We start from the raw sequence: 25454 nt of genomic DNA on the forward strand, positions 1-25454 counted from the left end.
TGCTGCTCTGCGATTTCCCTCCTGAAATAAGCCCAACACATGGATTTTTCCCGCCCTGAGATTTGATCCCCACATCTTTTATTGTTTGACTCTTTCCAATGTTAGTGGTACGACTTTTTTTGCTTGGGCTGCTTCGAACGCAGCAAGAATGACTAGCAAAGATTTCATTCCTTCCTCTCCCGATATCGGCGGTTCTTGGTCGTTTAGAATGCTTTCAACAAATTGGTCAATGACGTGAGATGTTGTTTGCCCACCTTATTCATTGGATTGAATGGCACTAAGCTTGTAATTGACCACTTCTCCATTTTTGTATTGGACTACTAAAGAATAGTCTGGGTCGTCTTCTAAACGTAAAATTCCTTTTTCACCATAAATGATGGTTGAGTTGTCTTCTTTTCCGTTGTATGACCAGCTAGCAGCTAAGGTTCCGATAATGCCGCTCTCTGTTTTTAAGAGGCAAACGGCGTTGTCATCGACATCTGTTTGTTCCTTTGCTATTGTTTCGACAAATGCGGCTACTTCGATGATTTCTTCACCAAGTAAAAAGCGAATTAAGTCCGCTTTATGGACACCTAAATCGCCCATTGCTCCCATTGCCGCCTGATCCTTTTTAAAGAACCAACTGTCTCTTCCATCAGCGCTCCATCCTTCAGGTCCAGGGTGCCCGAAAGCTGTGCGGAAACTGTAGATTTTTCCGATTTTTCCTTTTTCAATTAACTCTTTGACTTTCACATGGGAGCTTACAAAGCGTTGATTATGGGCAATCATTAATTTCTTTCCAGTTTGTTTGGAAGCTTCAATCATTTCCTCAGCTTCTTCTTTTGTTGTCGCCATTGGCTTTTCACATAGGACGTGTTTCCCTGCTTTTAGGGCAGCAATAGAGATAGGGGCGTGTAAATAGTTGGGCGTACAGACACTAATGGCATCAATTTCTTCATTTGACAAAAGGTCCTCATAATTTGTATAAGGTGTTACATGATATTTTTTAGCTATTTCGACTGCGCGTTCTTTATTACTATCACATACAGCGACAATGTTTACGTGTTCATTTTTTTGAAAATTCTGTCAAATAGCGGTGTTTAGCAATACTTCCACACCCAATTACTCCGACTTTCAATTTTTTCATCACAAATATTCCTCCTTAAAACATCGGTGTTGTTTAGGACCTCTTCCGTTAAGATTGGATTGTGCTTTATAAGAGTATAATCCAGCTCCCCAAGCAGCTGATGAGAGCAAGTGCCGCCAATAGTAGTCATAATGGCATGAATACGCGGATTGGCAAACATATCATGTAAATCTTCTAGACGCTCTTCCACTGTACCTGCCATATATTCATTTTGTTTTTGAGCATGCTTGCCAACGGCAACGTTAAATCCTAGTCTCTCTAATTCGGCGATCCCTCTTTGCAACCGTCTTGGACATAAAGCCGCAACCCCCGATGAAGGGGGAATAATGCCAATGGTATCTCCAGGACGCAATCGGTTAGGACGCAACGCCATTTTTTTCTCCTCCCTATTTGTAAAAATACACATACAAACAGATAAACTCCAATCCATTTTATCCAGCCTCATCTTGAATGATATGGGCAAAACCACTGGCTCTATCGAGATATTCCCCGTCTATGTTAATAGCACATTACCAAATGGCTTTGATTCTTGTTCTATTTCTATCATTTGTAAAAAATAACTAAATTGATAATAACACATAAAGCAGCTGATCTTTGAAGCTATGCCTTTCACAAAGTAAGTTCGGCAAACAAAAACCGAGTGATGTCAGCAAAAAATGGTCACTGTCTTGGTGCCCATAACATGACAGCTACGCCAGCTAAACAAAGAAGCATGCCCATCCGGTCATAGGAATCAGGCACTTTTCGATCCATTCCCCATCCCCAGAGAACAGCAAGTACAACAAAAATGCCCCCATAAGCCGCATAAACTCTACCGAAATTCGGAAATTGCTGTAAAGTTGGAATAATCCCATAAAGAACAAGAAGTAGGCCTCCCAGCATTCCATATATCATTGGCTTGTCTTCACGAAGCCACAGCCAAACTAAATATCCTCCGCCAATTTCCGCTAATCCCGCCAGAACAAATAGAACGATCGCTACAAACATATGTATTCCTTCCTTTTCCATCCCTAAAATTCAAAAAGCACAGCGATATCTTCTCTCGCAAAGACAGCAAGATGTCCTGTTCTCTATTTTCTTTTTATAGACAATGTCTTCATTTCTCATTTATATCATTATAAACGATCAAACGTTTATTTTATATGATCGCTTGATAAAATACAGAGAATCGACGATCGTCGATTTCCTTAACACTTCCACTTTCTTTTGCCGATGATCAATATGGACAATAAAATAAAAAGATGCTAAATCTCAGCATCTTTTTTCAAACAGAGAGCCGGGCACATAGCTTCCATAAAAGCCGGCTTGTTTTATACGGTTTGCCTTCTCATAGCACTTTTTGCTCGTCTTCCCATTCTTCGATGACCACTTGATGATCGGGCTGAAGATGAGAAGCCGGACGCCAATAGGAAAATAGAATCATCGATACGATGCTGGCTACGATGCCATACATAATCGGTTTCGTCGAGCTGAGGCCTTCTAACGCTAAACCAGCAAATACGACAAGTGAGCTAATAACCATCGAATACAGCCCTGCTTTCGCTGTTGCCTTTTTCCAAAAGAAACCAAGAATAACAGGGACGAAAATGGCACCTGATAAAATCGCATAAGCCACGTCAAGAGCAACGAGCACATCTTGAATCCAAATGGCAAAGATTATGGCGATCACACCGACCACAAGGGTAATGATCCGCGATAATCGTACAACATGCTGGTCGCTCATATTTTTTAGCCAATATTGCTTCAAAATATCGTGTGAGATCAGTGTCGAGGAAGCGAGCAGCGTTCCTGAGGCGGTAGACATGAGCGCAGAACACACGCTTGCTAAAATGAGACCTAATAACCCATGTGGAAGAATAGCGAGCGACATGCTGGCAAATACATTTTGCGGATCACTAATGGTTGGAAAGACAATCACTGCACACATGCCAATGATACTTAAAGCTAACGCATACGCAATGCTGTACACCCCGGCATACACCGCTCCGCCTCGAGCGATTTTCGTGGTTCGTGCTGTAAATACTCGCTGCCAAATATCTTGAGAAACGATCATTCCTAATGTATATAATAGAAAGTATTGAAAAATGCTGGACCATCCGATGGAGGTAAAATCAAAATGAGAAGCCGAAAGCTGTTGAGAGAGCGCCTCCCATCCGCCGACGCGAGATAAGCTCATCGGCAGCATAATGAAAAAGATGCCGATGGTCATCACAAGAAACTGAATAATATCTGTCATCGTTACACTCCACATTCCGCCGAGGATCGTATAAAATAGGACGATGCCACCTCCCACAAGCATGGAGGTCGTCATAGGCCAACCGAGCACCGCGTGTATAATGCTACCCATTCCGATCACCTGCGTAACAGAAACCATTAAGGTATAAATCGCCGCCACAATCGCGCTGATTAAACGAGCTTCTTGATTGTAGCGCCTTCCTAGCAATTCACTTATCGTCGTAACGTTCGCTCCGTAAATCTGCCTAATAAAAAACAAGCCTAATAGTGTGATGCCCAGACCAATCATAAAGACAAACCACATGCCTGAAAGCCCAAATTGATACCCCAATTTGGCCGTGCCAATCGTTGAAGCGCCGCCAAGAATGACGGCGGATAAACAACCAAGGTAAATAAACAAACCAAGATTTCTGCCTGCAAGCGCGTAATCTTCCGCCGTTTTCGCTTTTTTCGCTCCTAAAATCCCCACGACGATTAAAAGAAGAAAATAAGCCAAAATAACACCTGTATCAAGGACGCTCATCCCGATTCCCCCATTCTTGTTTTCATCAAGAAACCCGCCGCTATCTGCCTGTCATTTTAGCTTCAAATGAGCGGAAGCCCATTTCGTTTTCATACTCCGTTAACGCCTCGGCCAGCAAGCGCAAGCCATCATCAATCTGCTCCTTCGTCACAGTCAGCGGTGGAATCATGCGAATAACTTCTCCTTGATTTCCGCATAAATAGAAAAGAACCCCTTTTTGCAGACAGCGATTTAAAATATTCATCACCCCCTCTCCATTTGGTTCCCCTGTCATTGGATCAACGATTTCAATGCCAATCATCAATCCGATCGAGCGCACCTCGCCAATCACAGCGTGTTTTTCTTTGAGCTCATCCAACCGTTCACGAGCATATTGTCCAACAATCCGGCAATTTTCCAGCACGTTTTCTTCCTTGAATACTTCTAATGTCGCCAGCGCTGCCTCGCAGGCAATCGGATTGCCGCCAAATGTTGTTCCGTGACTTCCTAGCGGCCATTGCTGCATCAGCTCTTTAGAAGCCACCGTTGCACTTAGCGGAAGACCTGAAGCGATTCCTTTCGCAATAGCCATAATATCTGGAACAACGTCAAATGTTTGTGCGGCAAACCATTCCCCCGTGCGTCCAAATCCTGTTTGCACTTCGTCAAAAATAAGCAAAATTCCATGTCGGTCACAAATTTCTCTTACTTTATGAAGCCATCCTTTTGGGGGAACAATATATCCTCCCTCTCCCAATACCGGTTCTAAAATCATGCACGCTACTTCTTCCGGGGTCACTTGATGAGCAAATAAAGCTGCAGCTTCTTTCTCTAGTTGACGAGCCAAATAAACATCCGGATCTTCACCGTCTGGACACGTTTTCGGATTCGCGTATGGCAGCTGATACGTCAATCCGTTTGGCTGCAAATATTGGCGATATTTGCTTTTGGAGGTGCTGACGCTAAGCGATCCTAAGGAACGCCCGTGGAAACAGCCTGTAAACGATATCACATACGGACGTCTCGTAACATGCTTGGCCAGCTTCATCGCTCCTTCAATCGCTTCCGTTCCGCTATTAGCAAAAAAGAAACAGTTTAATCCTTCAGGCATAATCGGTGTGAGCTCTTTGGCCAAACGAAGAATAGACTCATACATGATGACCCCGCTCGGTCCATGCAGCAGACGGTCTGCCGCATCTTTAATCGCCTGTACTACTTTCGGGTGACGGTGGCCAATGTTTGTTACGGCGATCCCGGAAGTAAAATCAAGATATTTTTTTCCATCCACCCCGTAATAATAGCAGCCTTCCTCCTTTACAACTGGCAAATTCGGATGATCTTTTGCCATCGTTGGCGCAAGCAAATCCGGCATTTGTTGAAATAGATGAATCCAATTGCTTTCTCTCATCTTTTTTCTCCCCTTGTGCGAATGAAATTTGTTTATTCATAACCCGCTATGATGATACCAGTACACAGCGCGGAAGGAATGTTCTCAACCACATTTGCAGGATGCTGATCCATCCTGTTGCTTTCAAGCGAAAGGGCCGATGATCCGCCATCCCTTCAACCGCTCGTTCATGATTGCATCAACTGGGCTTTAGATGCTGGCTGAATACACGCTTTTCCTAGGTTTCAAGTTCATTCTTGCCGACCACTCAAAATCAGGCGCCCCAGCTAAAGGGCCTTTTATCCTTCTGTTCCGCATCCCTTTCATTGTCTAGCAACGCCAGATCGTCTCTCTTGATGCGATCGCCTTTTCTTTAAAGCGATGAGTGTGATCATTTCATAAATAATGGCGGAGGCCAGCACAGCCGTAATTTCGCCCTGATCGTATGAAGGCAATACTTCAACTAGATCAAAACCAACGATGTTTAAACCATCAAGTCCTCTCACATATTCGAGCGCTTCATAACTTGTAGGCCCTCCTACTTCCGGTGTACCGGTTCCAGGAGCAAATGCCGGATCAACAAAATCAATGTCATAAGAAACAAAAACAGGCCGATCTCCCACTCGTTGATGAATGCGATCTATCACTTCAGAAAAGCCTGTTTTTCGAACTTCCTTCATCGGAATCACTTCAAAGCCGAGGCGGCGTGCATCCTCGATATCATCTGCGCTATAGAGCGGTCCGCGCATACCGACTTGAATGGAGTGATCCACATCGAGCAATCCCTCTTCTACAGCCCGGCGAAACGGCGTACCATGCATATACTTCTCTCCATAGTAATGGTCCCATGTATCTCCATGCGAATCAAAATGAACAAGCGCGATCGGCCCAAAACGTTCATAAAATGCCCGCAAATGTCCTAATGTGATGGAATGATCTCCGCCCATCATAATGGGAATAATATTTTTTTGCAAAAGAGGACGCAATTCCTTGACAATCCGACCATATGTCCGCAGCGCATTTCCAGGAACAACATCTATATCACCATAATCGATTCCAGAGCAGTATTGAAAAATATCAATCTCCATATCTGGATTATACGGACGAAGCAGTACTGAGAAATTTCGAATGTGTTGCGGACCGTATCGCTGTCCCGTTCGATTAGAAGCAGCCGTATCAAACGGAACACCAAGCACCGCAAAATCAACGTTATCCGTTGTGCGAACATGCTCTAGCCGCATAAATGTGCGAACGCCACAAAAGCGTGGCGATTGCGATGAATCTTTTGGTTGATACACACAAACCCCTCCCTTTATAAAAATATATAAATGCAGCTTGAAAATAGAACGAACGAGCTGTGGAAAATGGACGGTCGCGGCAAGGCTAATGGAAATATTTTGACTAGCTACCCTCATTTTGTTATCGTTATAGACAAACGTTACAAAATCAAGCGGGGGGATAATCGATGCCGCTTGATATGTAAGCATTTGCATCCATATGGAGCTTGGCCTTTTTCAACGTCCTTTGTCACACCCATGCCCAGTCTTTTTGTTGTAGACACGATTCGTTCCGTCTTGCCATGACGTTTAGATACCATGGGCATTCGATCTAGATTTGTGAATAATATAGCGAAAATCAGCCATACTGGATTTGCGCCGCTAAAATGGAAAGAGCGAAAGATGGCATGAAACGAGCAACAAACAGCAAAAGGCGGCTCGCAAGCAGAAGCTTACGAACCGCCTTTATTGTCTAGGATTCTTCCTCACCCTTCAGCTTTTTCACAACTTTCCTGCTCTTAATGCCCCAAAGCTGCCGACCGGCCTTTATCTTTCGGCAGCCAATAAGTCAACACTCCGAGCAGTGGTAAAAAGCTGCACATCCACATCAACGATTTAAGCGTGTATGTATCGGCAATTTTACCAAGTACGACCGCGCCTAACGCTCCCATTCCAAACGCAAGACCAACAATTAATCCAGAGGCCATTCCGACATTTCCCGGAAGCAGCTCTTGTGCATACACGACAAAAGTTGAGAAGCTAAGTGATAAAATAAAGCCAGCTAAAAAGAGCGCAGGCAGCGCCCATCCGAGCGGAAGATGCGGAAGCAGCAAGGCGAACGGAGCGGTACCGACTGTAGAAAACAGCATTAAATTCTTCTTTCCAAATCGATCGGCAAGCGGGCCGCCAACAAATGTGCCAATCGCTCCAGCGATCATAAAAATAAATAAGTACAGCTGCGCTTCTCGTATCGAAATATGGTAATATTGAGTCAAATAAAACTGATAATAGTTGGAAATACCGGCCGAATACCAAGAGCGAGTAAACACTAAAAAGATTAATAGAATTAAAGCAAAGAGAACGCGTCGCCGCTCTTGCCCTTCCAATTTTACCACTGTTTTTTGGGCACGGTCTTTCTCTCGCTGTTCTAGTTTATGAGAATACCACCGTGATACGCGAGATAATATCATAATGCCCAGCAGTGCCACCATTGTAAACCATCCGGCCCCTTTTTGGCCAAACGGTACAAAAATAAGAGCCGTAAACAATGGAGAAAGAGCATTTCCTGTATTTCCTCCTACCTGATAAATCGATTGGGCAAACCCTCGTCTCTCTCCTGCTGCAAAATAGACCACCCTTGCTCCCTCCGGATGGAACACGGCAGAACCAAGCCCTACTAATAATACCGATAATAAAACAAAGAGAAAGCTAGGCGACAGCGCCAAACCGACCATTCCCAACAGGCTCGCAGCCATTCCAAGCGGCAGAAAGTATGAGGAAGGACGCCGGTCCGTAAATAAGCCAACAACAGGCTGAAGAACCGAAGAGGTCATATTCAAGGTAAACGCAATCCAACCAATTTGCATATACGATAAATTCATCGATGATTCCAAAATCGGAAACAGCGCAGGGACAACGGCCTGCATGGCATCATTAAGCAAATGGCCCATGCTGATGGCAATCAAAATAGGATAGACTGTCATCCGAACAGGAGCAGCCTGCTGAGCACTTGTATACATCTTTTCTCTCCCTTTCTATTAATTTAAGCATTTCCCTAAGAAGTCTCCCTGACCAATGACAGAGAGGCATCAGCTACCATTATACTCCTTTTAACAAATGTTTCAATTATTTAGCATTTCCTTTCCAAATTAACATCTAGGCATGAAGCTTTAGAAACCTTCTATGATGTTCCTCTCGTCATTATCGTGATGATATACATATACAAAAATGCTTATGTATACGAAATGATAGCTGGCACTACTTCTTGAAGAAGCATACCATGCTTAAGTGCCGCCGCTGCACTTAGCTTGTTTGGTGAAGGGATCGCTTTTTTGTCATTCCCTGAGAAATGACAGGCGAAATGGTGTGAACAGCGATCGAACACATGCAACAGCCAGTGTGAGAAAAAGCAAGGATGCTCTAGCTGAGTCTCATGAAGCCCATGTTAACTAAATACATACACAAAAAACGGCTGCTGCACCATGCCTAGTCATGGCGCAGCAGCCGTTTTTTTTTGCGTTCTTTCTGTTCCGAAAAGCAACTATTCACGATTTATTTGCCAAAAAACCCTTTTAACGCAAACGCGACATTTTGTGGTCGTTCCGCTAGGCGGCGCATAAAGTAGCCGAACCAGTCGTTGCCAAACGGAATATATACACGCATTTTATATCCTTCAGCCACAAGCTGTTGCTGCATGTCGGTGCGGAATCCGTACAACATTTGAAATTCAAATTGGTCGCGCGGAATATTGTTCTCTTTAGCAAATTGCTTCACTTTCGCAATAATGTTATGGTCATGTGAAGCAATGGCCGTGTAGCTTCCGCTTAATAAATGCTGTTGAATAATGTTCATGTAATTGGCATCTACTTCCTGTTTATCCTGATAAGCCACCTCAGGTGGTTCTTTGTAAGCACCTTTTACTAAGCGAAGAGAGACTCCTTTTAAATCTTTGACATCTTGCTCCGCGCGATATAAATAGGCCTGAATGACTGTTCCTACATTGTCATACGTTTTGCGCAATTCATGCAAAATATCTAATGTCGCCTGACAATGAGCGGAATCTTCCATGTCAATGCGCACAAAGTTATTGCACCGCTTAGCGGTTTCCATAATTCTTTTCATATTGTCAAGGCAAAAATGCCAATCAATATCAAGCCCCAGTTGTGTCAGTTTAACAGAGAGATTGCTGTTGACCCCCGCTTTATGAATGGCCTCTAGCGTTCTCACATTATATTCTGTCGCCTCAATCGCCTCTTCTCGGCTCGAAACAAACTCGCCTAAATGGTCAAGCGTACAAACAAGCCCTTTTTCATTCAGCTCTTTCACTTTAGCAATAGCGCTTTCAATCGTCTCACCAGCGACAACTTGGGAAGCTCCAAACCGGAGCCCCCATTTTTTAGCTGCTTTATTTAATGCTTTGCTTTGCGAAGCATATAGAAAAATATTTTTTGAGATTTGTGCTAACATCGTCTTTCCTCCTAAAACGCCTCACTTACGGTTTTTGCTTGCATATGAAGAATTAAATAATCAGGGCCCCCTGCTTTTGAATCGGTTCCTGACATATTAAAGCCGCCAAACGGCTGATAACCGACAATCGCACCTGTACAGCCGCGATTAAAGTAAAGATTGCCAACATGGAACTCCTCACGAGCTTTTTCAAGATGGGCACGATTTTTCGAGATGACAGCTCCTGTTAATCCATATTCCGTATGATTTGCTATTTCAAGCGCATGGTCAAAGTCCTTTGCCTTCGTAAAAGCGACAACTGGACCAAAAATTTCTTCCTGCATAATCCGTGCGCTTGGGTGGACATCAGCAAAAATCGTTGGCTGGATAAAAAATCCTGTTGAATCGTCTCCTTCTCCTCCAGCCATCAGTCTGCCTTCTTGCTTGCCAATCTCGATATATCCCATAATTTTGTCAAATGACGCTTGATCGATAACCGGTCCCATAAATATGCTCTGCTCTTCTGGATTCCCCACCTTTAGCTGTTTTGTCAGCTCGACCACGCGGTTTAACACTTGTTCGTACACATCTTCAACGATAATCGCCCGTGAACAGGCTGAACATTTTTGTCCGGAAAAGCCAAAAGCCGATGCAACAATAGACTGTGCCGCTAATTCAAGATCGGCTTCTCGATCCACAATGATCGCATCTTTTCCACCCATCTCGGCAATCACTCGCTTAAGCCATTTCTGTCCAGGCTGAACGATCGCTGCTCGTTCGTAAATGCGGCAACCAACAGCTCGTGAACCAGTAAACGAAATAAAACGCATCTTTGGATGCTCGACTAAATATTCGCCAACCTCCGCTTCGCCGCCTGGCAAATAGTTTAGTACCCCAGCTGGCAGCCCTGCTTCCTCCATCATTTCGACAAATTTCGCAGCCACGACAGGCGCACGGTCCGACGGGCGCAAAATAACCGTATTTCCTGTTACGATAGCCGCTACAGTCGTGCCAGCCATAATCGCCAACGGGAAATTAAATGGAGAGATAATAAGCCCGACCCCTAGCGGAATATAATGAAACGTATTGTGCTCACCAGGACGACTCTCCACAGGGATGCCGCGCTGTAAATTCATCATTTGGCGCGCGTAATACTCCAGAAAATCAATCGCTTCTGCCGTATCAGCATCCGCCTCTTTCCAAGGCTTTCCGACTTCTTTTACTAAAAGCGCGGAAAACTCATGCTTTCTTCTGCGTAAAATAGCCGCTGCTCGAAATAAAATGTGCGCACGTGCTTCAACAGGTTCATTTCGCCATGTTTCAAACGCTTGGAGCGCTGCTTCCATCGCTTTATCCGCCCATTGCTTCGTCGCCTTTGAAACCATGCCGACAATCTCTGCCTTGTTCGCCGGATTGCGCGAAATTATTTTTTCTTCTGTAGTTACGCGTTGCGTCCCAATCACAAGCGGATATTCTTGTCCAAGCTTCGATTGAACATCGGTTAATGCTGCTTGAAATACTTGCCGATTTTGCTCAACAGAAAAATCGGTAAACGGCTCATGCTTATACGGTACAGCCATTCTCATCGTCCCCTTCTTGATCAGCTTATATGATTCATTATAATGGATACATTCAGAAGATTCTTTGTTTCTCCGGTATAATGATCAAGCCTTATATTTGTGTGTCGAACACAATATCATCCTTATATTGGAGAAGGAGGAGATCAATGTATAACATCATTCGTTGTTCAAAATCAGCAAAATCAATGCCAGTAATCGCTTGAATGCGCTTGATTCGATAATGCAATGTGTTAGGATGTATGTATAAGTCCTCTGCTGTTTCTTTAATTTTTCCATCATTTTTAAGATACTGCTTCAATGTTTGGATAAGCGTCGTTTGATTTTCCATATCATATCTTTTCAATTTCTGCAATTGTTCGTTTTGATAGCGCTGCCGCTTATGCTGCGCATATATGGCCGGAAGCAGCCGATAAATCCCTAACTCCTCATAAAAATGGCCAAGCGGTTCATGAAGTCGCGTTTTAATATGTATCACCTCAGTTGCTTCTGTATAGCTTTGTCTCAGATCCTTTAATCTGCGATACTCTTTGCCGATTCCCACAAGGACATCCCGCTGTAAATCACAGTGAAACTCCTTCTCTAATTTTTCAAGCAGCAGCCGAGCTTGGTCCAAAGCTGTATGAGAGGAAACAGAGGGATTTCCAATGATGCAAATCAACTGCTCATGATTTTCGATCAAAAAGGTGGAGCCACTTAACGCATTCATGCTAAAAATAATATAATGGCGAATGATTTCCTTCCTATCGGACCGCAAAACCCGAAACAGAACGACAACAAACTCCTTTGGCAGTTTGATTCCTCTCAGTTCTGCTTCAATCTTTACAGCTTGGTCACTTGGGGCTCCTTCTCGAATGAAGCTCATCAATATCCGTTCCATTTCCTTCTGCCGCTTACGAGTCACACTCATTTGTTGTTCAAACCATTCCGCCGCTTTCTTCGCCGCCTCCACCAAAAAAGACTGATGTTCCTCCGCAAATGCGTCACTGGCTTCCTGAACCCATAAATATCCATAAATTTTTTTCCCGCTTTTGATGCAGGCGACCGTGCGAGGGCCAAGTCCAATTTCTGTCAATGTTGGGATTTTAACGACTCCACTCGCCTCTTCAATGCGCTGAAGCCAACCACTTTCATGCAAATAATGGACAACATGGGCCGCGGCCCGTTTGCTTAAAATGGTATTCATGCGCACCGCATCCGGTTCGTTGTGGTTTCCGCTATAAGCCATCAGTTCCAAATCACGTGATTCAATGGTCACTGGACATTGAACATGGGCGGAGACAAAATCAGCTAATTCATGAAGAGAAGCAAACTCTTTTTCATTCCATTGTGACTCTTGTTTGGATCCATCCATACAGACGATTCTCCCTTCATTAAAACCCCTTTTGATAGTATGTACACTTTCATTGATTTACAATATACACTTGCATGCTTGCGACATTTGTGTTAGCAGTAAAAAACGCCTGTTCTAGTGAAACAGCAGGCGTTTTGGCATTCGTTGGCATCACGAAGACGGCAAAAATGTCTTTGGCATGACGACCGCAATCACTTCTCCTTGCGCGCAAAGAACATCATTTGCATAAACTTCTGTCTGCACTCTCCATTTTTTCGGATGTATTTCCTCCACCGTGCCGATCGCTTTGAGCGGTACCCCCTGTGGAGTGGGCTTCAGAAATTGCACATTTAAAGAAGCGGTTACAAACCGCGGCGGGGCTGTGCCATCTCCGGGCTCATAGCCATTTTTACGATGCAGGGCCAATGCTGCTGAACCGGTTCCGTGGCAATCAATTAAGGACGCGAGCAGCCCGCCATATACAAATCCCGGAATTGCTGTATGCTCTGGACGCGGTGTATAAATAGTCACTGTTTGTTCCCCTTGCCATCCCGTCCGAAAATGATGGCCTTTTTCATTAAGACGACCGCAGCCATAACACCAAGCAAAATCATCCGGATATTCATCTTGAATCGCGTTTACAACCTTTTCTTCCATCTTCTCTCCCCCTTTCCATTAAGTATAGCCGAGCGGCTATAGACAGAGCAATCTCCATTCATCTTTAGACGTACATTTTTCGTTTGTCAGCTGCTCCTATGGGAAGTCATCTTCTTTGTTTCCAAAAATGGGCCCCTTCTGCTCACGTTGAATGAAATCTGCTACACACATTTTTTATCAAAGTTCACAAAGTTGTAAGTCTTGCAGAGCAAACGGCTAATAAAAGGGCTGGCTTACGTTGATACACAACGTAAGCCAGCCCTTTAACCGATTGATATTTTTTACGAAAACCATTTAATCAAATAGCTCAATAAAATACCAACAATACCAAAGTCTGAATCACCAAATGTCGTGTTTTCAAACCCTAGCGACCCAAGAACTGGCAAAAGAAGCGCCGGCAAGAACGAAATGAGAAGTCCGTTGACAAAAGCCCCCAAAATAGCTCCGCGTCTGCCTCCTGTAGCATTTCCAAAGACACCTGCTGCTGCTCCTGTGAAAAAGTGGGGAATCAGTCCAGGCACGATTACCTTTAAACCGACAGCCGGCAAAATAAGCATGGAAATCATTCCAGCAACAAAGCTTGATAAAAAGCCAATAATGACGGCATTTGGTGCATAAGGAAATACAGTCGGACAATCGAGAGCAGGCTTGGCATTGTTTACGACTTTATCGGCAATCCCTTTAAAAGCGGGAACAATCTCGGCAATTAACATCCGCACTCCAGCAAGCACCACATATACGCCAGCAGCAAATGTAATTCCTTGCATTAACGAGAAAACAAGAAAATTGACGCCGCCGCTTAACTGTGTTTCAACGAACTCTTTGCCCGCCAATGGTACAACAATCAGAAATAAGATCGTCATCGTCAGCGACATCGCTACGGACGTATCACGCAAAAAGCTCAACGATCTTGGTACGCGCAAATCCTCAGTAGAGCGCGCTTTATTGCCAAAGCGCTTGCCGATCCATGCAGACGCAAAATATCCGACAGATCCAAAATGCCCTAAAGCAACTTGATCTGTCCCGGTCACTTGACGCATATATGGCTGAAGCAGGGCCGGCATGAATACCATCAAGGCGCCGAGAATAATCGAACCGATCACGACAAGAAGAGTTCCAGCAACACCGCTTGTTGCCAGCACTGCTGAAATTAAGCAAGCCATAAATAACGTATGATGTCCAGTTAAAAAAATGTATTTAAAACGGGTAAACCGAGCAAGAAGCAGGTTGACAATCATCCCAAACAGCATAATGAGCGCCGTTTCTTTGCCAAATGTTTGCTGGGCAATTGCGACAATCGCTTCATTATTCGGAATGACCCCTTGAATCGCAAAAGCTTTTTCAAATAATTTGCCAAACGCATCAAGTGATTGGATCAGAATCGCGGCACCGCCGTTGAGAAGAATAAATCCCATAATGGTTTTTAACGTTCCTGAAATAATGTCAGAAACACGCTTTTTTTGCAGCACAAGCCCCAAAAACGCGAACAACCCCACTAAAATGGCTGGTGATCCCAAAATATCCTTCATTAATAAATCTAACATCCGCCTCTCCCCCTTGTTGTTTATACATACTGCTGTAAGACGGATTTCAACTCTTGCATGTCGAAAATATTGGCTAGTTTAGCGACTGCCCTTGTTCCGTCGTCAAGGACATCCATTAAATCCTTCGCACCGACGTACAGATCCGCTTTTTCGGTTTTGCTTGCAGCTAAATCTGTATGGGACACATCGGCCTCAATTCCCAGATCCTGTAAAGAGTTTTTCGCATTTAACTCGATCATAAAGCTGCTGCCAAGCCTATTGCCGCAGACCACCAAAATTTTTTTTCATCCTTTTCACCTCCTTTCGTCTGCTAAAGACGCAACGGGACTTCGCCTTTTCACATTCGAAACTGAAACTCGATGGTTAGGGTTAAGCGTTTCATTGATCGATTGCTAGAAGCGGCGGTTGTTCAGACCTGGCCGCATAAACGGGCCATAAAGCAAGCTGCAAACTGCTGACCTTCCCAAAATTATTCTTGTATTTTATCTACCATACATTTCAAAAGTCACATACCTAGTGCGCGTGATCCACTGCAAATAAACGGATAAGATCGCCTTTATTTCCTAACAGCGCCGCCTATTATGAAAGCGCTTTTAAATAGAGACGGGAGGTTACTGCTGCTCAAATGATGACCTTACGTACGTGATGTTTTCACCTTGTTAGATCCCCCGGCCGATTGCTTTTTTTGATGATGGTTTGTCATGTAACCGTTATGCAATTACATGCAGCCATATCCATCGTCGCTTTTCAATATGCAACACAATCCATAAAATGAATGTGGGTTAAAGAAAGCGAGTCAGTCAGCAGAGAACGCTCTTCTCCTCTTGCCTAAGAAAACAGAAAGAGGGACATGCCATAAAAATCGGCTTGAGCTATTTTCTTATTTTCATATGTATGACATGATGGTGAAAATATTAATCTTAATAGAAATCCCCTTCGTATCCACAGCATTTTATACCCATACAGAAGTCGAAAACTCAAACAGAAAAAGGGCGTTCCCACAAAATTATGGGCCCCCCTTTTCCTTCAGCGGTTCTATTTTATTCAGTTTCTGGTTTTTCCGCTGTTACTCCTACTTCTTTCCATTTCCAGTTGAATGGATCGATATCAGCCGTAAAGTTTTTCACGCGATTATTCACAGCAAATATTTGTGAACGATATAAGGTTGGAATCACCGGCACTTCTTCATTCATTAATTCTTGCCATTGGTTATAAATACCTTTCCGGTATTGTTTATCGAAGGCTTGTTCAGAATGGCCTTTTTCAAGCAATTCATCATTTTTTTCGTTCACCCACCGAGAATAGTTGAACATAACATTGCGGCCGTATAGCCCGTACGGGTCGACATCGGTCCCTGTTCCCCATGCCGCTGCAAAGATATCCACTTTTGGATCGTCTTTTTCAACCATATCGTAAAATGAATTAAACTCTGCTAAACGGCCATCCACAAGCTGCACATTCAAACCGACTTCCTTCCAGCATTGGATATAAAACTTAGCAAGCGGTTCCGCAATATCTCCTCCACTCATTGAAAGGAAATTGATTGTAAATTTCTTTCCATCTGGATCTTCGCGAAGACCATCCCCATCTTTATCTTTATAGCCCGCTTCATCTAACAGTTTTTTCGCTTTCTCAGGATTATATGAATATCCTTTTGCATTTTCGTCATGATAGCCTGGAAATGATGGCGGAATGAGTGTAGTGGCCGGGAAGCGGAGCCCATGATATAGTTTGTCGGCAACCGCCTGATTGTCAATGGCGTACGCCATTGCTTGGCGCAGCTTTTTATTTTGGAATTTCGGATTATCCATGACATTTTCTTGTTTTTCTGCATCCCAATGCCCCAGCTTAAATCCAATATAATTATAGGCTAACTCAATGTTGCCAACGAATTGAATATTTTTTGTTCCTTTTGCGCTGACATATTGATCAGTTGGAAATTGTGCAACATCGATTTCTCCTTTTTTTAATGCCTGCAACACAACTTTTGGATTGACAACTTTAACGATAACGCCTTTTAAGTTCGGCTTTCCGCCGTAATAATCATCATTGCGTACAAGTTCAACCGACTCACCCGGAACGATCTTTTTCACTTTGAATGGCCCGAAACCGATCGGGTTTTTGCGGATTTTATCGGATTGCGCCATTTGTTTGATTGGAATATCTTTTAAATAATGCTTGGGCAATGGATATGCCCAAATGCCTGTTAAGATGGACGGGTTTGCATGCTTATATGTGATGGATAATGTTTTGTTATCGATCACTTTAATTCCAGAAATATTCGCTGCTTTTCCCGCATGATATTCATCCATGCCAACAATGTCCTGAATGAGTGCGTCTCCGTAGCGGACACCTGTATAATCCTTATGGCCAATGACTAAATAGGCATACTCTAAATCTTCTGCTTTAACAGGTTCTCCATCATGCCAGTTGACATTGTCTTTAATTTTAATCGTGATCGTTTTTTTATCATCAGAAAGCTCATACGTTGCGGCACCGTCATTCGTAATTTCATAATCCCCGTTTACATGGAACAGTGACTCATCAAAAAAATGTAAAATTTCCACATCTGGCTGGCCTTGATAAAATGCATAATTCAGCGTTCCTTCAAAAGGCGTATCGTAAACAAGCCCATACGTCAACACCCCGTCAACAATCTTGCCATCGTTTTTGACCGCCATGGGGAAGTTTCCGATCGTTTCTTTTTGCGTTGTCTGCGTGTTTTTGCTATTCTTTCCATCGCTGCTTGTTGTGCTGTTTGTGCAAGCCGCTAGCAAAATCGAAAAACCGACTAACAAGCTTAAAAGCTTCCCATACCTTTTTTTCAATGTCCATTTCCCCCTTTATCCTAGCCGCTGTCTCGCGTCAGCTGCTCTTTTTAATGCTTGACCAATAAAATTTATGCACAGCATGATCACTAAGATTAGCAATGATGCCGGAAGCCATACCCACCATTTATTTTGTAAAACATCCGGATTTGTCGCATAGCTTACTAGTGTGCCAAGGCTCGGTGTGCTTTCGGGCAGCCCAAATCCTAAGTAGCTCAATCCGGATTCGATGCCAATATTCCCAGCGAGATTTAGCGTTAAATTCACAATGATGATCGAACTTAAATTGGGCAAGATTTCGCGTATCATAATTTTCCAATCCGGAGTGCCGAGTGTTTTTGAAGCACTGACATAATCCAGCTCCCTTTCAGCCAATGTTTTAGCTCTAATCAACCGCGCTTTCCCAGTCCACAAAAAAGCGCTCATGATTAAAATAAATGTAAAGACATTATACTTTGGTACAATCGCTACAAAAACGATGACAAGCATTAAAAAAGGCAAAACCAAAATAAAATCAATGATACGCATAATCACATTGTCAATGATCCCGCCATAGTATCCAGCAATTAACCCTATGGCAAGGCCAATGAAGCCGGTCAAAAGTGTAATGAGCAAACCAATTGTAAAGGAATTTCGGGCGCCAATAATCAATTGACCCAAAATATCTCGTCCTCCATAATCGGTGCCTAACCAATGTTCCGCAGAAGGCGGCGCGTAGATAGACAGTAAATCCACTTTCACAATTTTGTCTTGATCTAAAAAAAGCGCAGATCCATAGACGATAAGAAGAATGCACGAAAGAACAACGAGAGAAATAAGCGCTAGCTTATCTTTTATCATTTCACGCCATAATATGAAGAGGCTTGACGGACTTTGACTAACATCCTTCGCTATTTGCTGAGAATCATTCAAATTTGCCCTCATAATCGTTCCTCCATTTGTACTATTCAATTCTAATGCGCGGATCTACAGCACTTAAAATGATGTCGGATAACAAAGTTCCTATTAATGTCGCCAAACCTGAAATCATGACAAGTGCTGTGACTACGCTATAATCGCGCTGCATAATGGATTGAAGGAACAGCTGTCCTAGCCCCGGATAGCTATAAATAGATTCTAAAAATATGGAACCGCCAATAAGCCCCGTAATTTCATACCCTAAAAAAGCGGCAATCGGTAAAAATGAATTGCGTAAAATATGATGAGAGTAAATTTTCGATTCCGGTATCCCCTTGGCTCGCGCTGTTTTCACAAAATCTTTAACCTTCGTATCGATAATCTCACTTCGCAAATATTGAATAATACCAACCGTGCCAATAAGAGCACCAGACAAAGCCGGCAGAAGGAGATGATAAAATTTATTGATATAATAGTCCAATGTCCCCTTCTCTACTTGAATATCGACACTTCCTCCCGTTGGAAACCACCCTAGCTTAAATCCAAATACAAACAGCATAACTAAGGCAAAAATAAATAATGGTGTAGCAAAACTAACATAGCTATAACCAACAATGAGTTTGTCCGCCCAAGAATCTTGCCAACGCCCGGAAACCAATCCTAATGGTATGGCAATAAGATAGGTAAGCAATAGAACGCACGCGGATAATAAAAGAGTATTGGCCAATCTGCCGGATAGAAGATCTGTTACGGGCTGTTGATGAATATACGAAAGACCAAGATCTCCATGCAAAAGATTTTTCACCCATCTTACGTATTGAATATGAACAGGATCATTTAATCCGAGCTTTTCCCGCATTTCCATTAACGTATTGGCGTCCATCTTTGGAGATTGGGCCAACTGTCCAGTAAGCGCGTCACCCGGCATTGCTTTAGCTAATGCAAAAACGAGAATACTCAAAATCAATAATTGAGGAATCATCATCATGATTCGTCGCAATATAAACTTCAGCATGTTTCGACTTCCTCTCTCACAAAATAGCAACAGAATGTGTGTCTGAGATGCGCTTTAACGGATAAGCCTTCCCTTCCGCATTAAAATAACGCTGCCAAGAAAGCTTATATTCTTTTTCAACGTGCTGGCGAAGCTTTATTTGTTCTTGTTTTTTTCGAGGATCGACATTAGGAATCGCCGAAATCAGCCGTTTGGTGTAAATATGCTGCGGATTGTTGAATATCTCCTGGCTTGCGCCTTCTTCAACAAATTGTCCTCTATACATAATCCCGATACGGTCACACATGTGACGGATAATCCCTAAATCATGACTAATAAACAAATATGTTAGCTGAAATTCTGTTTGAATGTCTTTCATAAAATTTAACACTTGAGCTTGTACAGATACATCTAAAGCTGACACAGGTTCATCTGCAATAATCAGTTTGGGATGAAGCGTTAAAGCGCGCGCAATGCCAATGCGTTGCCGCTGTCCTCCAGAAAACTCATGCGGATATTTATAGATAGAATCCGGATGAAGGCCTACTCTCTCGATTAGATACTGGACTTTTCGTTTTTCTTCTTGAGGAGATAGCTTTTCAAAATTGCGTATCGGTTCGGCAATAATATCAAGAACTCGTTTTTTAGGGTTAAGCGATGAATATGGATCCTGAAAAATCATTTGAATGTCTTTGCGATGATATGACCGTTCACGGCGATTCAGTTTTGCAAGATCCTTGCCCTCTAGTAAAATCTCCCCCGCTGTTGCTTTGATTAAGCCAATTAACGTTCGCCCTGTTGTCGTTTTGCCACATCCCGATTCGCCGACCAATCCGTATGTCTCTCCTCGGTTCAATTGAAAGCTTATATCATCGACCGCTTTTACATGGCCGACTACTCTGCGAAAAAAACCACTACGAATCGGATAATATACTTTTAAATGATTGACTTTAAGAAATTCCATATTTCATGTCCCCTATATGGTCATGTGGAAAGTGAAAGTTTTTATAGCAAATGCAACGTACAAAATGCCCCGGTTCCACTTCTCGCAAAATCGGCTGCTCTTCATGTTCTGATTCATCGATCCATCCAATTCTTGAGCGAAATCGGCATCCCGTTCTTGGCAATTTTTGAAGCGGCGGAACGATGCCTTGGATGACATGAAGCCTTTCTTTTGGATGTTGGGCAGATGGGATGGACTGGAGCAATGAACGTGTATACGGGTGCAAAGGGCGATCAAATAGCGTATAAACATCCGCCATTTCAACAATTTCACCTGCATACATCACCGCTACACGATCCGCCATTTCCGCTACCACTCCTAAATCATGCGTAATTAAAACAATGCCTGTATTCATCTGCTGCTGGAGTTCTCTTAATAGATCCATAATCTGTGACTGAATCGTGACATCTAATGCTGTTGTCGGCTCATCCGCAATGATTAATGAAGGGTGACAAGCAATCGCCATCGCAATGACAATTCTCTGTCTCATTCCCCCCGACAGCTCATGCGGGTACCGATGATATACTTGATTTGGATTAGGAATGCCAACACGTTCTAACAACTCTATCGTACGGCCTCTTTTTTCTAGCGAAGAAAGAGACAGATGAAAATCCATTCCTTCTTCAATTTGTCTTCCTACCGTCATGAGCGGATTGAGAGCGGTAAGCGGATCTTGAAAAATCATCCCTATATCCTTTCCGCGAATTTTATTTAGTTCATGGACAGATAATGATAACAAATCGGTTCCATGAAACAGAATCTTTCCTTCTAATTTCGTTTTTGCAGGCGGATGCAACCCCATAATGGATAGAGCCAAGGCACTTTTGCCGCAGCCTGACTCGCCCACAACAGCAAGCACCTCATTTTTGTGAACATTGAGCGATACCCCATCAACTGCAGCATAATAGGCATCATGAACCCGAAAGGAAACTCGTAAGTTTTCGATTTGTAAAACTGGCTGGTTAGACAAATCATCACCTCCATATCAGAGATTAAAAAGTCTTTTTTTTCTGAATATTTTTATTGATATATTATTACATTAATATAAAAAATCAAATATTTTTTAGTAAATATTCCTTAATTTCTCAATATATCTAAATATAATCTATTTCATTGCACCTAAATCCCTGTTTATTTCTCAACATGTTAAAAGATGACGTCCTCCATAAAAGCGAACTTCGATATAGATACAAGCGGCTCTCCAAGCATCTGTAAATGTTTTTCGTCGTTCTTTCCGTTCATAAGCCGGATGACTAAACCACACCTCTTCACAAAACAAAATCAGAAATAGAGCTGAAAGTGGCGTTGCTCCAACCTTGTTCACGCAGCTGCATCCCCAAAAAAGATCAGTCACTAAGATTCTTCTGAACGTGGAATTCGTTTCATTTTTAATGATGTAAATAAAGCAAAAATCCCCCTTTCGTGATCGAAAGGGGGAACAGGTTATAAATGAAACCGCTCAATGGTTTCAAATAAGTCTTGTGCTTTGCTATTCAGCGACTGGACCGATGAGGAGATTTCCTGCATGGAAGCGAGAAGCTGTTCGGCCGCGGCTGCCACCATTTGTGTTTGCTGTCCGGATTCTTTAGAAATATGCTCCGTCTCTTGAATCGTTTCTGAGAGCTGCTGCAGTGATGACTCCATCATGGAAAGCTTGGCAGACACCCCGTTAATTTGTTCAGTCACAGCATCGGTTGAGGATAAAATCTTTTCAAAAATGGTTCCTGTGCGATTGGCTACTTCTACTCCTTTTTCCGCTTCTCGCAGCACATGTTCCATAGCTTTCATCGATTGGGACGTATCATCCTGAATCTCACTCAGCAGTTCATGAATTTGCTTAGCCGATTGCGAGGACTGTTCAGCGAGCTTGCGAACTTCCTCGGCCACGACAGCAAAGCCTCTTCCCTGCTCTCCAGCACGCGCCGCTTCAATCGCTGCATTGAGGGCCAGCAAATTCGTTTGCTCAGCAATAGCTGTGATCATTTGTGTCATCTGTCCAATATTATTTGAACGCTCATAAAGTGTTTGAATGAACCGCGAAGATTGCGAGACTAGTTCGTTGACGCTGGACATTTGCTGCATCATTTGCCGAACGGATTCACTTCCGCTCTTTGCCTCGTTTGTCATTTCAAATGAAGAAGTTGCTACTTGCTTTGCCCGATCCGCGATAAAGTGCGTATCGCGTAAAAGCTCATGAATCGAGTGCGTATTTTGTTCCGCATATTTCAATTGCTGTTCAGCACCCACAGCAACATTTTCAATCGTTGTCGCCACTTGTCCTGCCGCTTGTGCCGTCTCCTCGGTAATGGCTGTCAATTCTTCTGATGCAGCAGATACCTCTTCCGTCATTTGCTGGTTGACAGAAATGATCGAACGAAATGAATCGACTAATTCATTAAACGAATGGGCGATATGAGAAAACTCATCATTTGTTCGAATATTCATTCGTCCTGTCAAATCTCCAGTAGCCGCCTGTTTAATCGCCATCTCTGTTGCTGAAATATGATAACGAACAGAAAAATAAAAAGCGATAAACAGATAAATCATAATAATCGATGCAGCTAACATGACGGAAATAGTCAGCCATTTATTCATATTTACCGATTGAGAGCGTTCATGAATTCGATCTTCCAAGAGTTTGACGCTGAATGTGGATAACTCATATAGCCGCTCGTTCGCCTTGCTTGTCTTTTCATATATTTCCTTCGGTTGAATAGACACTTGTCCAACCATTAAAAAATCCTTATCCATCATTCCTGACATGCTGATGACTTCGGTCATAGCCATGTCTTTATGTTGGTCAAACTGATTCTGCAACGCTTTATGATTAGCAAACATCAGCGAAGCAGATCGGTTCAGCGCATTTAACGAATTATCAATGGCATTTAAAAAATAAGTCATTTTCGATTGATCGATCTCATATATTTGCGTGCTGAGCGACATTTTCACCCCAAGTGCCTGCGCCGAGCTAATGAGCTCCGTTAAAGTAGGAATTTTTTCAACGATGACATCGGCAAGATAGTTATTATCAATATCATCATCCAACGCTAAATTAGAACGGTCTGTCACATTCATCATCATATCTATAAAATTATTAATCATAATGTTATGGCGTGAAACCGTTTCGTCCATTGTATAGGATGTCCACCCTTTTTTCATTTGTTCCCAGGATTCATAAATTTCCTTCCATTGCTTGTCTACTTTGAATACATCCTCATATGTTTTTTGCATAGCCTGTATTCTCTTAAAAACTTGATCCAGCTTGTTTTCATCGGCTTGAATGCTTTGTTCGCTTGATTGATCCCCAGATAGGTAAAGGGTGGTATGCTCGCGGTGGTCTTGGAGCGCTCTTAGCCCGGTTAAAAAGTCTTTGACATACAACAAGCCCATTTTTTCTTTTTCTATAAAATTCGATTTCGTTTCTAGTTCACGAATGTAAAATATTCCAATCGTTGCAAGCGAAAAAATAAAAACAATAAATAAGAGCATAAATTTTTTTCCAAATTTTAATTGGTTTAACAATTGCGCTCCTGGCTGAAATAGTTGCATCTTCGTCCGTCACTCCTTGCTTGAAAAAATATTATTTAGAAAATTATGATTAATTTTTATTTTATCAAAAAAGCAACAAAATGAAAAAGATTATTTGAACGGAATCTAGGGCTTTTTTCTCACTGACCGCATAGCTTTATCACATTTTTTATTTCCAAATTCATAGATGCCATTTCACCAGTCGAGCGACCGAACAACTCCCATACTAACAAATGAATTTGTCTGTAAGCGTCGATTGTCCCATGCTCTCTCTGCCATCTTTCCATATGTATAGAGGAAAATGATCAGGACGTGCTTAAGGGAGTCTATCGTTCCCTTCGCTCTGTTTTCAAACCGTTATATTTAAGAAATTTGCCAAAGAAGGAAAAGAGGAATCTCATACTTATAAGAATGTTAAGTGTGAGAGACTTCTCGGTAGGTAGGTTAAATAAAAATCACAGGGAACCCTCAAAGGGTTTCCCTGTTTTGTTAAATTAAAAACCGTTAATCATCATATGATTCTACGTTATGGTTGTATCGTTTATTTTGCAAAACCTCTTTGTTTTTGGATATTACTTCAATTTCATACGTTTCATCGTTTTTAAGAAGAGAAGGTAGATTTTGAGAAACAATAACGTTATTCGTTAACTCCATCCAATCTTTTATTTCTTTCTCAGCAAAATCGGACTCAGAATAAGAGGATTTTAGAATGTATGTAATGGATTGGGGATTAAAGCCAATGGCAATGCCTATATATTTGTTACTTTCTCTTTTTAATTTCTTATCAATTTTCGATACGACGGACATCCATTTTCTTTCCCTTTCTGCTTGTTCAACATCGATTATTTTCACTTGAATGGATACATTGTGATCTTCCAACTCATTTTGGATGTAATTTTTTATAGCTTCTTTTGTATGGGACAGATTAGGCTCTTTGTTTGATAATTGTACGATTATTTCTTTATTTTTGGGGCTATACGAAATCACTCCAATATGATAGCCTTTCCTATCTAATTCTTGTGAGAGCTTAGCTAGATCAATATCTTCCTGCTCATTTTGATGTAAGCGAGATAAAAGATAGATTATTCCGACAATAAATAATAGGGATAATGCAGTAAAGCCAAATAATTGCTTTTTATTCATCTTATGTCTCTCCGTTTCTCATCACAAGTGTTGATGATCCATTTTTTACTAAAAATACGGAATGATATCGCTAGGCATCAAGCAATATCCATTAGTTTTTATTGGATTATCAACACACCTGTTTTCTCCTAATAAAAATTCTCGTAGCGCTAGAAAAAATAGATTCACTGATGACCCTCGTAATGAATGGTATCTGTCAAAACTCACGGTTAGAAGCGGATCATTGCTCACATGAAGACCAATATTGGGGGATCGAAT

19 protein-coding genes and 1 pseudogene are annotated in these 25454 nt (G+C 42.4%); all 20 read right to left on the reverse strand.

Features of this window, described 5'->3' with window-relative positions; translation table 11 throughout:
* Window positions 1-78 precede the first annotated feature (78 nt).
* A pseudogene (locus GGQ95_RS01115) lies at window positions 79-1126 on the reverse strand (Gfo/Idh/MocA family protein).
* Entirely contained in the window at window positions 1080-1499 is a 420-nt protein-coding gene (locus tag GGQ95_RS01120; protein WP_183186247.1) for an LD-carboxypeptidase, read from the reverse strand. The pseudogene GGQ95_RS01115 and the gene GGQ95_RS01120 overlap by 47 nt, the downstream one beginning before the upstream one ends.
* Before the next feature lie 287 nt (window positions 1500-1786).
* Complete coding sequence (locus GGQ95_RS01125; protein WP_066147479.1) at window positions 1787-2113, reverse strand: YnfA family protein; 327 nt, start codon at window positions 2111-2113, stop codon at window positions 1787-1789.
* A 340-nt stretch (window positions 2114-2453) separates the two neighbouring features.
* Entirely contained in the window at window positions 2454-3884 is a 1431-nt protein-coding gene (locus GGQ95_RS01130) for a sodium:solute symporter family protein (protein ID WP_066147477.1), read from the reverse strand.
* A gap of 40 nt (window positions 3885-3924) precedes the next feature.
* Window positions 3925-5271 (reverse strand): aspartate aminotransferase family protein, encoded by a 1347-nt coding sequence (locus tag GGQ95_RS01135; RefSeq protein WP_183186248.1) that lies wholly within the window; start codon window positions 5269-5271, stop codon window positions 3925-3927.
* A 302-nt stretch (window positions 5272-5573) separates the two neighbouring features.
* Complete coding sequence (gene speB, locus GGQ95_RS01140) at window positions 5574-6548, reverse strand: agmatinase (RefSeq protein WP_183186344.1); 975 nt, start codon at window positions 6546-6548, stop codon at window positions 5574-5576.
* A 497-nt stretch (window positions 6549-7045) separates the two neighbouring features.
* Window positions 7046-8266, reverse strand: a complete 1221-nt coding sequence (locus GGQ95_RS01145; protein WP_183186249.1) for an MFS transporter — start codon at window positions 8264-8266, stop codon at window positions 7046-7048.
* 532 nt (window positions 8267-8798) lie between these two features.
* Window positions 8799-9713: a proline dehydrogenase family protein gene (locus GGQ95_RS01150; protein WP_066147471.1), complete on the reverse strand. Its 915-nt coding sequence runs from the start codon at window positions 9711-9713 to the stop codon at window positions 8799-8801.
* Window positions 9714-9724: 11 nt separating this feature from the next.
* A complete protein-coding gene (gene pruA / locus GGQ95_RS01155; RefSeq protein WP_066147468.1) occupies window positions 9725-11272 on the reverse strand; it encodes an L-glutamate gamma-semialdehyde dehydrogenase in 1548 nt (515 codons plus the stop codon).
* A 91-nt stretch (window positions 11273-11363) separates the two neighbouring features.
* Window positions 11364-12623: a PucR family transcriptional regulator gene (locus GGQ95_RS01160; RefSeq protein ID WP_066147466.1), complete on the reverse strand. Its 1260-nt coding sequence runs from the start codon at window positions 12621-12623 to the stop codon at window positions 11364-11366.
* A gap of 150 nt (window positions 12624-12773) precedes the next feature.
* Window positions 12774-13259: a PaaI family thioesterase gene (locus GGQ95_RS01165; protein WP_044745237.1), complete on the reverse strand. Its 486-nt coding sequence runs from the start codon at window positions 13257-13259 to the stop codon at window positions 12774-12776.
* Window positions 13260-13540: 281 nt separating this feature from the next.
* The gene (gene ulaA, locus GGQ95_RS01170; protein ID WP_183186250.1) at window positions 13541-14803 is read right to left on the reverse strand and encodes a PTS ascorbate transporter subunit IIC; all 1263 of its coding nucleotides are present in this window, start codon (window positions 14801-14803) and stop codon (window positions 13541-13543) included.
* Between the two features lie 20 nt (window positions 14804-14823).
* The gene (locus tag GGQ95_RS01175) at window positions 14824-15081 is read right to left on the reverse strand and encodes a PTS sugar transporter subunit IIB (RefSeq protein ID WP_255357498.1); all 258 of its coding nucleotides are present in this window, start codon (window positions 15079-15081) and stop codon (window positions 14824-14826) included.
* 762 nt (window positions 15082-15843) lie between these two features.
* Window positions 15844-17631: an oligopeptide ABC transporter substrate-binding protein gene (gene opp4A / locus GGQ95_RS01180; RefSeq protein WP_066147460.1), complete on the reverse strand. Its 1788-nt coding sequence runs from the start codon at window positions 17629-17631 to the stop codon at window positions 15844-15846.
* Between the two features lie 15 nt (window positions 17632-17646).
* Window positions 17647-18555 (reverse strand): ABC transporter permease, encoded by a 909-nt coding sequence (locus GGQ95_RS01185; RefSeq protein WP_066147458.1) that lies wholly within the window; start codon window positions 18553-18555, stop codon window positions 17647-17649.
* A gap of 19 nt (window positions 18556-18574) precedes the next feature.
* Window positions 18575-19543, reverse strand: coding sequence for an oligopeptide ABC transporter permease (gene opp4B, locus GGQ95_RS01190; RefSeq protein WP_044745241.1), 969 nt, complete (start codon window positions 19541-19543; stop codon window positions 18575-18577).
* A gap of 16 nt (window positions 19544-19559) precedes the next feature.
* A complete protein-coding gene (locus GGQ95_RS01195) occupies window positions 19560-20486 on the reverse strand; it encodes an ABC transporter ATP-binding protein (protein ID WP_066147457.1) in 927 nt (308 codons plus the stop codon).
* A complete protein-coding gene (locus tag GGQ95_RS01200) occupies window positions 20473-21495 on the reverse strand; it encodes an ABC transporter ATP-binding protein (RefSeq protein ID WP_066147455.1) in 1023 nt (340 codons plus the stop codon). The genes GGQ95_RS01195 and GGQ95_RS01200 overlap by 14 nt, the downstream gene beginning before the upstream one ends.
* 473 nt (window positions 21496-21968) lie before the next feature.
* Entirely contained in the window at window positions 21969-24074 is a 2106-nt protein-coding gene (locus GGQ95_RS01205) for a methyl-accepting chemotaxis protein (protein WP_183186251.1), read from the reverse strand.
* 483 nt (window positions 24075-24557) lie between these two features.
* The gene (locus GGQ95_RS01210) at window positions 24558-25196 is read right to left on the reverse strand and encodes a hypothetical protein (protein WP_066147450.1); all 639 of its coding nucleotides are present in this window, start codon (window positions 25194-25196) and stop codon (window positions 24558-24560) included.
* Between the last annotated feature and the right edge of the window lie 258 nt (window positions 25197-25454).

The sequence above is a fragment of the Anoxybacteroides rupiense genome (assembly GCF_014196195.1).
Classification (GTDB): domain Bacteria; phylum Bacillota; class Bacilli; order Bacillales; family Anoxybacillaceae; genus Anoxybacteroides; species Anoxybacteroides rupiense.

Excerpts from the sequence above, each read along its gene's own strand:
- GGQ95_RS01120 (WP_183186247.1), bottom strand. The coding sequence starts at position 1,499 with ATGGCGTTGCGTCCTAACCGATTGCGTCCTGGAGATACCATTGGCATT.
- GGQ95_RS01125 (WP_066147479.1), bottom strand. The coding sequence starts at position 2,113 with ATGTTTGTAGCGATCGTTCTATTTGTTCTGGCGGGATTAGCGGAAATT.
- GGQ95_RS01130 (WP_066147477.1), bottom strand. The coding sequence starts at position 3,884 with ATGAGCGTCCTTGATACAGGTGTTATTTTGGCTTATTTTCTTCTTTTA.
- GGQ95_RS01135 (WP_183186248.1), bottom strand. The coding sequence starts at position 5,271 with ATGAGAGAAAGCAATTGGATTCATCTATTTCAACAAATGCCGGATTTG.
- GGQ95_RS01145 (WP_183186249.1), bottom strand. The coding sequence starts at position 8,266 with ATGTATACAAGTGCTCAGCAGGCTGCTCCTGTTCGGATGACAGTCTAT.
- GGQ95_RS01150 (WP_066147471.1), bottom strand. The coding sequence starts at position 9,713 with ATGTTAGCACAAATCTCAAAAAATATTTTTCTATATGCTTCGCAAAGC.
- pruA (WP_066147468.1), bottom strand. The coding sequence starts at position 11,272 with ATGGCTGTACCGTATAAGCATGAGCCGTTTACCGATTTTTCTGTTGAG.
- GGQ95_RS01160 (WP_066147466.1), bottom strand. The coding sequence starts at position 12,623 with ATGGATGGATCCAAACAAGAGTCACAATGGAATGAAAAAGAGTTTGCT.
- GGQ95_RS01165 (WP_044745237.1), bottom strand. The coding sequence starts at position 13,259 with ATGGAAGAAAAGGTTGTAAACGCGATTCAAGATGAATATCCGGATGAT.
- ulaA (WP_183186250.1), bottom strand. The coding sequence starts at position 14,803 with ATGTTAGATTTATTAATGAAGGATATTTTGGGATCACCAGCCATTTTA.
- GGQ95_RS01185 (WP_066147458.1), bottom strand. The coding sequence starts at position 18,555 with ATGAGGGCAAATTTGAATGATTCTCAGCAAATAGCGAAGGATGTTAGT.
- opp4B (WP_044745241.1), bottom strand. The coding sequence starts at position 19,543 with ATGCTGAAGTTTATATTGCGACGAATCATGATGATGATTCCTCAATTA.
- GGQ95_RS01195 (WP_066147457.1), bottom strand. The coding sequence starts at position 20,486 with ATGGAATTTCTTAAAGTCAATCATTTAAAAGTATATTATCCGATTCGT.
- GGQ95_RS01205 (WP_183186251.1), bottom strand. The coding sequence starts at position 24,074 with ATGCAACTATTTCAGCCAGGAGCGCAATTGTTAAACCAATTAAAATTT.
- GGQ95_RS01210 (WP_066147450.1), bottom strand. The coding sequence starts at position 25,196 with ATGAATAAAAAGCAATTATTTGGCTTTACTGCATTATCCCTATTATTT.